At 53.3% G+C, this 9,697-nt stretch carries 11 protein-coding genes; 6 read left to right on the top strand and 5 right to left on the bottom strand.

The genetic code is table 11. From position 1 onward, the window contains the following. Positions 1-244: 244 nt before the first annotated feature. Positions 245-913 carry a RadC family protein gene (gene radC / locus ACRCWW_RS21480; protein WP_438684215.1) on the bottom strand — a complete coding sequence of 223 codons (669 nt, stop codon included), beginning with the start codon at positions 911-913 and terminating at the stop codon, positions 245-247. 172 nt (positions 914-1,085) lie between these two features. Between radC and coaBC the strand changes: the two genes are divergently transcribed. The 3 genes from coaBC (at position 1,086) to slmA (ending at position 3,449) form a co-directional block, all read left to right on the top strand. Then, positions 1,086-2,297, top strand: a complete 1,212-nt coding sequence (gene coaBC / locus ACRCWW_RS21475; protein WP_438684218.1) for a bifunctional phosphopantothenoylcysteine decarboxylase/phosphopantothenate--cysteine ligase CoaBC — start codon at positions 1,086-1,088, stop codon at positions 2,295-2,297. Beyond that, the gene (dut, locus tag ACRCWW_RS21470) at positions 2,275-2,733 is read left to right on the top strand and encodes a dUTP diphosphatase (RefSeq protein ID WP_404656565.1); all 459 of its coding nucleotides are present in this window, start codon (positions 2,275-2,277) and stop codon (positions 2,731-2,733) included. The genes coaBC and dut overlap by 23 nt, the downstream gene beginning before the upstream one ends. A gap of 119 nt (positions 2,734-2,852) precedes the next feature. Then, a complete protein-coding gene (slmA, locus tag ACRCWW_RS21465) occupies positions 2,853-3,449 on the top strand; it encodes a nucleoid occlusion factor SlmA (protein WP_330984698.1) in 597 nt (198 codons plus the stop codon). 33 nt (positions 3,450-3,482) lie between these two features. On the opposite strand, the gene pyrE is transcribed toward slmA, so the two are convergent. Together pyrE and rph are read right to left on the bottom strand one after the other, a co-directional pair. Continuing rightward, positions 3,483-4,124 carry an orotate phosphoribosyltransferase gene (pyrE, locus tag ACRCWW_RS21460; RefSeq protein WP_330984697.1) on the bottom strand — a complete coding sequence of 214 codons (642 nt, stop codon included), beginning with the start codon at positions 4,122-4,124 and terminating at the stop codon, positions 3,483-3,485. A 72-nt stretch (positions 4,125-4,196) separates the two neighbouring features. Continuing rightward, positions 4,197-4,913 carry a ribonuclease PH gene (rph, locus tag ACRCWW_RS21455; RefSeq protein ID WP_438684214.1) on the bottom strand — a complete coding sequence of 239 codons (717 nt, stop codon included), beginning with the start codon at positions 4,911-4,913 and terminating at the stop codon, positions 4,197-4,199. Positions 4,914-5,037: 124 nt separating this feature from the next. Here rph and ACRCWW_RS21450 point away from each other — a divergent pair, with 124 nt between their 5' ends. Then, entirely contained in the window at positions 5,038-5,901 is an 864-nt protein-coding gene (locus ACRCWW_RS21450; protein WP_438684213.1) for a YicC/YloC family endoribonuclease, read from the top strand. Between the two features lie 34 nt (positions 5,902-5,935). On the opposite strand, the gene ACRCWW_RS21445 is transcribed toward ACRCWW_RS21450, so the two are convergent. Next, positions 5,936-6,325, bottom strand: coding sequence for a hypothetical protein (locus ACRCWW_RS21445; protein WP_438684217.1), 390 nt, complete (start codon positions 6,323-6,325; stop codon positions 5,936-5,938). 196 nt (positions 6,326-6,521) lie between these two features. On the opposite strand from ACRCWW_RS21445, the gene ACRCWW_RS21440 reads away from it, so the two are divergent. Beyond that, entirely contained in the window at positions 6,522-7,139 is a 618-nt protein-coding gene (locus ACRCWW_RS21440; RefSeq protein WP_438684212.1) for a trimeric intracellular cation channel family protein, read from the top strand. On the opposite strand, the gene ligB is transcribed toward ACRCWW_RS21440, so the two are convergent. Further along, positions 7,133-8,818, bottom strand: coding sequence for an NAD-dependent DNA ligase LigB (gene ligB, locus ACRCWW_RS21435; protein ID WP_438684211.1), 1,686 nt, complete (start codon positions 8,816-8,818; stop codon positions 7,133-7,135). The two genes, ACRCWW_RS21440 and ligB, sit on opposite strands and share 7 nt — an antisense overlap. Positions 8,819-9,071: 253 nt before the next feature. Between ligB and gmk the strand changes: the two genes are divergently transcribed. After that, positions 9,072-9,695 carry a guanylate kinase gene (gmk, locus tag ACRCWW_RS21430; RefSeq protein WP_404656559.1) on the top strand — a complete coding sequence of 208 codons (624 nt, stop codon included), beginning with the start codon at positions 9,072-9,074 and terminating at the stop codon, positions 9,693-9,695. The last annotated feature ends 2 nt before the right edge of the window (positions 9,696-9,697 follow it).

Here is a 9,697-nt window from a genome sequence, read left to right as displayed (position 1 = left end):
TCACCGGACGCTTGCCAGTTACTTGGCAGACTCGGGACATGTCTATTCTCCAAAAATCAAATTAGCTCGAGCTTCGTATAGGGTATTGGCGCCTCGTCAGGCTGCTACAGCCCGGTTTGACGGTTCTTAGTGAACTCGTGCAGCCAGGCCCAAATGCCAAACCCGAGATTCTCAAAGGTGGCGTAGTATACGCTGACTCCGCGGTGTGCTCAAGTCCCGAACAGACAAAGATCCCAATGGATCGCTAAATCCAGCCCTGTTCAGCGAAGGAAATTATCTCTCCTTGCCCAACAACCAGGTGATCGAGAACACGTATATCCATGAAGTTGCAGCACTTTACCACTCTCTCGGTAATGATTCTATCTGCTTTACTCGGCGTCGCACTTCCGGAAGGATGATTATGCGCCAGGATCAGCGCGGCGGCGTTGCTTTTAATCGCCTCACGAACGATTTCTCTGGGGTGAACCTCAACGTGACTGAGGGTTCCAGTGAACATCCGGCAGTGCCTGATCACCCGATTTTGGCTGTCCATGAAGATCACCATAAAGATCTCACGCTCCTCCCAGGCCAGCTGGCTACGTAAAAAATCCCGCGTCGCATTCGGGCTGCGTAAGGGGTCTTCCAGCAGCAGTAGCTGCATGCTGAAGAAACGCCGGGCCAGTTCAGCTATCCCTTTGAGCTGAGCATATTTCGCAATACCAATGCCCTCGGTGTCGAGCAAGGCATCCTCCGGTGCCGACAACAACCCGTGCAACGAACCAAAGCGGCCCAGCAAATAATTCGCAAAGGCCAGCACGTCCCTACGCTGATTACCGGTGCGCAGGAACAGAGCCAACAGCTCGGTATCCGACAGCGATTCAATGCCATCCACCTGCATTTTCTCACGCGGCAGAATCGGCTCGTCCGTTTCCATAGACCTTCTCCTTCTGACTTCGCCCATTCTGTCATGCACTTTTGGGCATTGGCGACAGGGAGATAACATCTCTGCGTAGCGCCTCGCAGACTGATTTTCCTTTGCAGCACGAGTGCAGAATGATTGTGATAAAATGGCAAGATTCCGATGTCCTCCACAGGAAAGAATCATGATGAGCCTGGCCGGTAAAAAAATCGTTCTCGGCGTCAGCGGCGGTATCGCTGCCTATAAAACCCCTGAACTGGTTCGCCGTTTGCGCGAGCGTGGTGCTGATGTTCGCGTCGCCATGACAGACGCAGCAAAAGCGTTCATTACTCCTTTGAGCCTGCAAGCCGTGTCAGGTTATCCGGTGTCTGACAACCTGCTTGATCCCGCCGCTGAAGCCGCCATGGGCCATATTGAACTGGGCAAATGGGGCGATTTGGTGATTCTGGCTCCAGCAACGGCCGACCTTATTGCCCGCGTTGCCGCCGGTATGGCAAACGATCTGGTGTCAACGATTTGCCTGGCAACAGCCGCACCGATTGCGGTAGTGCCTGCAATGAATCAGCAGATGTATCGAGCCGCCGCGACCCAGCACAACCTTGAAACGCTGGCATCACGTGGGCTTCTGCTTTGGGGCCCGGACAGCGGCAGCCAGGCGTGTGGAGACGTTGGCCCAGGAAGAATGCTCGACCCATTGACCATTGTGGATATGGCGGCTGCGCATTTTTCGCCTGTCAAAGATCTGCAACATCTCAATATCATGATAACCGCTGGCCCGACCCGCGAGCCGTTGGACCCGGTGCGTTACATCACCAATCACAGCTCGGGCAAAATGGGCTTTGCGATTGCGGCAGCAGCAGCCAAACGGGGCGCAAACGTCACGCTGGTCAGCGGCCCAGTCTCGTTGCCAACGCCACCGTTTGTACAACGCGTTGATGTGACAACCGCGCTGGAGATGGAAGCCGCGGTGCAGGCCAATGCCACAAAGCAGCATATTTTCATCGGCTGCGCGGCGGTGGCGGATTATCGGGCACAAGCCATTGCGGATGAGAAAATCAAAAAGCAAGGCGATGAATTAACACTGAAAATGGTCAAAAACCCGGATATTGTCGCAGGTATTGCCGCTCTGAAAAACGCTCGTCCTTATGTCGTAGGGTTTGCCGCAGAAACAAATAATGTGGAAGAATACGCACGGCAAAAACGTGCCCGTAAAAACCTTGATCTGATATGTGCCAACGACGTATCACAAGATAATCAAGGGTTTAATAGCGATAACAATGCGCTGCACCTTTTTTGGCAGGATGGAGACAAAGTCTTACCGCTTGCGCGAAAGGAACTCCTGGGCCAACTACTACTGGACGAGATCGTTACCCGTTATGATGAAAAAAATCGACGTTAAGATTCTGGACCCGCGTGTGGGTGAGCAATTCCCATTGCCAACTTACGCCACCTCCGGCTCTGCCGGACTTGACCTGCGAGCCTGTCTGGATGACGCCGTAGAACTGGCTCCAGGTGAAACAACCCTACTGCCAACAGGCCTTGCTATTCATATCGCTGACTCGTCTCTGGCTGCCGTTATCCTGCCTCGCTCTGGCCTGGGCCATAAACACGGCGTGGTGCTCGGCAACCTGGTAGGCCTTATCGATTCTGATTATCAGGGTCAGCTGATGGTTTCTGTTTGGAACCGTGGGCAGAAGAGCTTTACTATCGAGCCGGGCGAACGTATTGCTCAAATGGTCTTTGTTCCTGTCGTTCAGGCGGAATTTAATCTGGTGGAAGAATTTGACGCCACCGACCGTGGCGAAGGCGGCTTCGGCCATTCAGGACGTAAATAAGCGTCCTGACGCAGCATCCAGCAGCGAAATAATGCAATAACACCAACGCAAGCAAAGGCTTGCGGTCGCGGTATGGATGCGCGCCTGACAAGTGTTAATTTTCAGGGGTATTTTACAACATGGCAGAAAAACAAACCGCGAAAAGGAATCGTCGCGAAGAAATACTTCAATCTCTGGCACTTATGCTTGAATCCAGCGATGGCAGTCAGCGAATCACAACCGCGAAACTGGCGGCGTCAGTGGGCGTGTCTGAAGCCGCACTGTACCGTCATTTCCCAAGCAAAACTCGCATGTTCGACAGCCTTATCGAGTTTATTGAAGACAGTCTGATTACCCGTATTAATCTGATCCTGAAGGATGAGAAAGATACCGGGGCGCGTCTGCGTTTGATTGTTTTGCTTATTCTAGGTTTTGGCGAGCGAAATCCAGGCCTTACCCGCATTCTGACAGGCCATGCGCTGATGTTCGAACAGGACAGGCTTCAGGGGCGTATCAATCAGCTTTTTGAGCGTATTGAAGCGCAAATCCGCCAGGTACTGCGCGAAAAGAAGATGCGTGAAGGCGAAGGCTACAGCGTGGATGAGTCTTTGCTGGCAAGCCAGCTATTGTCATTCTGCGAAGGGATGTTGTCCCGCTTCGTTCGTAGTGAGTTTAAATACCGCCCAACCGATGATTTCGATGCGCGTTGGCCTTTGGTATACGCTCAACTGCAGTAAAAAGAACCGGGCGAAAACGCCCGGTTTTTGGTTTTATACGCCAAACTCTTCGCGATAAGCGCGAACGGCCGCCAGGCTGTCCGCCATTTCAGGCTTCTCTTCCAGATACGCAATCAGCTCTTTCAGGGTGATGATAGAAATCACCTCACAGCCGTAATCGCGTTCCACTTCCTGAATCGCCGAGATTTCACCGCGGCCGCGCTCTTGACGATCAAGCGAGATAAGCACCCCCGCAAGCGTTGCTCCGTTAGCCTGAATAATCTCCATCGACTCACGGATAGCGGTACCGGCGGTAATCACATCATCCACCAGCATGACACGCCCTTCGAGCGCGCTACCCACCAGGTTGCCACCTTCGCCATGATCTTTGGCTTCTTTGCGGTTGAAGCAGTACGGCACATCGCGCTCGTGATGCTCAGCCAGCGCTACTGCGGTGGTAGTGGCAATCGGGATCCCTTTGTAGGCCGGGCCGAACAGCAGATCAAAATCAATCCCCGAATCCACCAGCGCTTCGGCATAGAAGCGGCCTAACAGTGCCAAATCGCGCCCGGTATTAAACAGCCCGGCATTAAAGAAATAGGGGCTTTTGCGCCCGGATTTCAGCGTAAACTCGCCGAACTTCAGTACCTGCTTGTTAAGCGCAAATTCAATAAACTGGCGCTGATACGGTTTCATGGATTCGCTCCTCATCTTACTTTCTGTGCTTTTCTTTGGACAAAAAAAAGGGCGACAACGTCGCCCTTAAAATCAGTTTTCTAACGCCGCTTTCTGCGTCGTTACAATGGATTCGATTCCCCCTCGGGCCAGCGCCAGCAAGGTGAGAAGCTCTTCGTGGGTGAACGGCTCACCCTCAGCCGTACCCTGAACTTCGATGATGCGACCATCTTCGGTCATCACCACGTTCATGTCTGTTTCCGCGGCGGAGTCTTCAACGTACTCCAGGTCGCACAGCGCTTCGCCGTTGACGATACCCACAGAAACCGCAGCCACCATGCCTTTCATTGGGTTGGTTTTGAGTTTGCCCGCGGCAACCAGTTTATTCAGGGCATCAGCCAGCGCCACACAGGCACCCGTGATAGACGCAGTACGCGTGCCGCCATCTGCCTGAATAACATCGCAGTCGAGGGTAATCGTGAATTCGCCCAGCGTTTTCAGATCCACAGCCGCACGCAGCGCACGAGCAATCAGACGCTGGATTTCCATAGTGCGGCCACCCTGCTTCCCTTTTGCCGCTTCACGGGCATTACGGGTATGCGTGGAACGTGGCAGCATGCCGTATTCGGCGGTGATCCAGCCCTGGCCCTGCCCTTTCAGAAAGCGCGGTACGCCTTCATCAATGGACGCGGTGCAGAGGACTTTAGTATCACCGAATTCGACCAGCACAGAGCCTTCAGCGTGTTTGGTGTAGTTACGGGTCAGGGTTACGGGACGCACCTGATGAGCGCTACGGCCTGCTGGACGCATGATAAATCTCCGGCTTAAAACGAATGTGGCTGCGCATTATACGGATTAAACGCGCTTATTCCTATCATGAGAAAGCCCCGGTAGCTATAATCCCCCCATCTCTCCTTTAAAAACAGGAACGTCTATGATCCGCAGTATGACCGCCTACGCCCGCCGTGAAATTAAGGGCTCCTGGGGCAGCGCCGCCTGGGAACTGCGCTCGGTAAACCAGCGTTATCTCGAAACCTACTTCCGCATGCCGGAGCAATTTCGAAGCCTGGAGCCGGTAGTACGTGAACGCATCCGCTCACGCCTGACTCGCGGCAAAGTGGAATGCACGCTGCGTTTTGAACAGGACCCAAGCGCTCAGGGCGAACTTATCCTGAATGAAAATCTGGCTCGTCAGTTAGTCAATGCGGCTAACTGGGTGAAGATGCAAAGTGACGAAGGCGAAATTAACCCGGTAGATATTCTCCGCTGGCCGGGCGTCATGGCAGCCCAGGAACAGGATCTGGACGCCATTACTGCTGAAATCCTGACGGCCCTGGATGGCGCGCTTGATGATTTCATTCTCGCACGTGAAACCGAAGGCAAAGCGCTGAAATCCCTGATTGAGCAACGCCTGGACGGCGTAAGCGCTGAAGTCACAAAAGTACGCGCACATATGCCGGAAATCCTTCAGTGGCAGCGCGAGCGTCTTGTCGCCAAGCTCGAAGAAGCCCAGGTTCAGCTGGAAAACAACCGTCTTGAGCAAGAGCTGGTGATGATGGCCCAGCGAATCGATGTCGCGGAAGAGCTTGACCGCCTCGAAGCGCACGTGAAAGAGACCTGGAACATCCTGAAGAAGAAAGAGGCCGTTGGTCGTCGTCTCGACTTCATGATGCAGGAGTTCAACCGCGAATCGAATACCCTCGGGTCCAAGTCCATCAATGCCGAAGTCACCGCCTCCGCCATCGAGCTGAAAGTGCTGATTGAGCAGATGCGCGAGCAAATCCAGAACATCGAGTAATCACCCAGGGCCCGTTATTACGGGCCTTTTTCTTTTACGATAACGCCAGCAGCTGCTCGGCAGTAATAAGCCCCATCTTTTCCAGCTGAATAGCCACTGCCCTGACTGAACGCTCAAACTTCACGCTCAGTACTTCTATGGTTTCGTCAGCCCTGAAGCCTTCTTCTAGCAAGCCCTTCTCTGACTCCGTCCACGGGAAATAAGATTTTGCGGGTCGGCCTTCCGCGATGTTCTTCTGCTGGCGCTCCTCCGCCGTCAGTTTTCCCTTTTTCTGCTTTTCAGGCTCGTCTGCCAGCTCGTCAGAAAGCGTAAACAACAATCGGATAGCATCAGGCTGATTCACTATAGATCCAGCACTCATAAACTCGCCCGTCTCGGGATTAACCCCGTTCGCCAGCGCTTTTAACATTGCAGAAATGTTCATCATCTTATGTTCCTTCAACTTTTGATAAACGTGATAATTTTTCTAATCTATAAACAAATTCATATTCTCATTAAGCACCAATAATTAAGCCTTAGTGAATTAGAAAAACTAATCATTTTTGATTTGCCTTAGAAATTCTCAATCGTGATCTGTCGCACAAATCGCTACTCTCCCGCCATCATCGACGGGGGCGAACATGTTGCTACATATTCTTTATCTGATTGGGATCACCGCGGAAGCGATGACCGGCGCATTGGCGGCCGGACGTCGTCGCATGGATACCTTTGGTGTCATCATCATCGCCACGGCCACTGCACTGGGCGGCGGGTCTGTGCGCGACATTCTGCTCGGTCACTACCCGCTCGGTTGGGTGAAGCATCCTGAATATGTGATCATCGTTGCCACCGCCGCCGTCTTAACCACTATCGTGGCCCCGGTGATGCCACACCTGCGCCGCCTGTTTCTGGTCCTCGATGCGCTGGGTCTCGTGGTGTTCTCTATCATTGGTGCCCAAATCGCTCTCGATATGGGCGAAGGCCCGGTGATCGCCTCTATTGCCGCCGTGGTGACCGGCGTATTTGGCGGCGTTCTGCGTGATATGTTCTGCAAGCGCATTCCTTTGGTCTTCCAGAAAGAGCTCTATGCTGGCGTCTCCTTTGCGTCTGCCGTGCTTTATATTGCCCTTCAGCACTATGTCAGCAGCCACGACGTGGTCGTGATCGCAACGCTGCTGTTCGGCTTTACCCTGCGCCTGCTGGCACTTCGCCTGAAACTCGGCCTGCCTGTTTTTCACTATAAGCACAGCGCTCACTGAGCGTTGAAACCCGAAATCCCTTGCTCACCTAACCAGAGCGCGAGCGATTTCACCTGCGGTTCGGCCAGCCACCGCACCATCTGGCTGGCTTTTCGGGTGCCAATCCATGAGATTTTTTTCCATTCAGCCTCCTGCAATTCCACCAGTTCCTGCCAGCTTCGGTCCTCAATATTCCGCAACGCTTTTTGGTTAAGCGGGATGCCCATCGCCAGAAGCCATTTTGAAAACGGCTGCTGCCGGGTCAGGTTGAACTGATGCCAAAGCTGCCGGGCACGATGAGGAGATACGCCGGGCGTCTGCTGCAACTGCGCTTCGCTCAACGTCAGCCACGAAAAAAGATGCTCAAAATGGTGTGTTTCGCTGAGTTGCTGCCATAACACTCCACCCACGCTATCCACAGCTAACTGCTTCCCGGCCCATATCATCCTCGCCAGAAATTGCGATTGGCACTCCTCTGACACCCGATAGCATGTCGATGAGGTCAATGATGAGAGAGGCGGGTTCGGCTTGTGCCGCTCAGTTGCCCGCCAGGCAACGCCATCGATTCTGGGTATCCCCTGACCCGCAAGGCTGATATTCAGGCGATCGCCTGCCACAATATCCAGTTCATTCCAGCGTCTGAGCGAGCCCACGTTGACTCGTTGAACCTGCTTATCATCGAGTTGGACGGCTTCAAGCAAAGCAACCACCGAAACCTTTCCCGTTCGCCCGACGTTGAATTCGATAGATTTCACCTCTGCAATTTGCGTCACAGGAGCATATTTCCAGGCCGCAACCCAACTCCCTTCGCCAGGCAGCCACAACCGCCCAGGTGGTTCTTTTGCCGAACGCACAACGACACCATCAGTGACAAAAGGCAGAGGCGTAGAAAACCAGGCCTGACGCTGGGCCTCTACCTCTGAAGCCCGCTTCACCGGTCGTGAATACTCCAGGACGTAGGGAAATCCTGCTTCGTTGAGCAACATCAGGCGCTCTGACATCTGAGAGGGTCCATCTGGCCATGCCCACACAAATACCGAGAGATCGTTCAGCAGAGCATTATTGGTCTTACTCAGCAAAGCCCCCGCCACTCTAGCTCTTACATTCATGCCGCCAGATTGTTGCTGAATATGCCCTTCACGGCGCAAAAACAGCTCTCCCTGCAAGACGCTGTTTGCCAGTTCACCGCGCAGAATTTTCGGCACTAAAGGCATCTGCTGCACTTTTGCCGTCCAGTCTTCTCCTGCAAGCCCGTTGCCACGGCTGACGGCCTGAAGCAGTTTCCCATTGCGATAAACAAGGGTGACCGCCACGCCATCAACTTTCGGCTGAACCCAGAGATCGGTTTTGTCGGCCATCCATTGCCCCATCGATACCCGATCTTTTAGCTTACGCACGCCCGTATGCGCCACGGAATGAGCCGTACTCCCCTTCAGACGCGGTAATACAGGTTCTTCCGGCACTGCACCGAAGCAGCCTTGCCACTGCCTTAACTGAGCACTGAGCTGATCATACTGGTCATCACTCACGTCACTTCTCCCTGATTGCCAGTAGGCGGCATCCCATTGTGATAATTGTTTCTCCAGCCGCGATATTTCCTGCGTCGCCTGGGCTTGTGACCATTTGGGGCAAGCTGACTGGGCTTCACATCCTGTCAGCGCTACCGCCAGCACAATCATTCTTCGCGTTATCCCTTTCATTTCATTTCTCCTGCCTGATTGCGGCAGGTTGTAACGCGATAAAAAAAGCGTTTCGAGTGCGACTTTTGTGGAATGCGTAGTGGCTCCAGAGAAATCAGCGTTGTTGCAGGAATAAACAAGTAAATCAGGAAAACAGTACGCAAAATGGAAGAAACTGAGGCAAAAAGTGTGACGGGGGCTACGTCACTCAGCAGCGACGTGTATAATAGGCTCGTATGTAGACTTTCTTTCGACTCACATACACAAGACTCTCATGGCTCAAGGCACGCTTTATATTGTTTCTGCCCCTAGTGGCGCGGGTAAATCCAGCCTGATTCAGGCATTACTGAAAACCCAACCGTTGTACGACACCCAGGTTTCTGTTTCGCACACCACGCGCGCGCCGCGTCCTGGTGAAGTGCACGGTGAACACTACTTCTTTGTGAATCACGACGAATTCAAAGAAATGATCGGCAGAGAGGCGTTTCTCGAGCACGCAGAAGTGTTTGGCAATTATTACGGCACCTCGCGTGAAACCATCGAGCAAGTGCTGAAAAGCGGCGTTGATGTGTTTCTTGATATCGACTGGCAGGGCGCGCAGCAAATTCGCAAAGCGATGCCCGAATCACGCAGTATCTTTATTCTGCCGCCGTCGAAAGACGAATTAGACCGCCGTCTGCGTGGTCGCGGTCAGGACAGCGAAGAAGTCATTGCCAAACGCATGGCGCAGGCGGTTGCAGAAATGAGCCACTACGCTGAGTATAATTACCTGATTGTGAACGATGATTTTGATACCGCTCTTGGCGATTTGAAAACCATCATTCGAGCTGAACGTCTGCGCATGAGCCGCCAAAAGCAGCGCCATGACGCTTTAATCAGCAAACTATTGGCAGACTGAAC

The sequence above is a fragment of the Scandinavium sp. genome (assembly GCF_051650185.1).
GTDB lineage: Bacteria > Pseudomonadota > Gammaproteobacteria > Enterobacterales > Enterobacteriaceae > Scandinavium.
The sequence above is the reverse complement of the archived record's forward strand: the minus strand, read 5'-3'. Positions and strand labels throughout refer to the sequence as shown.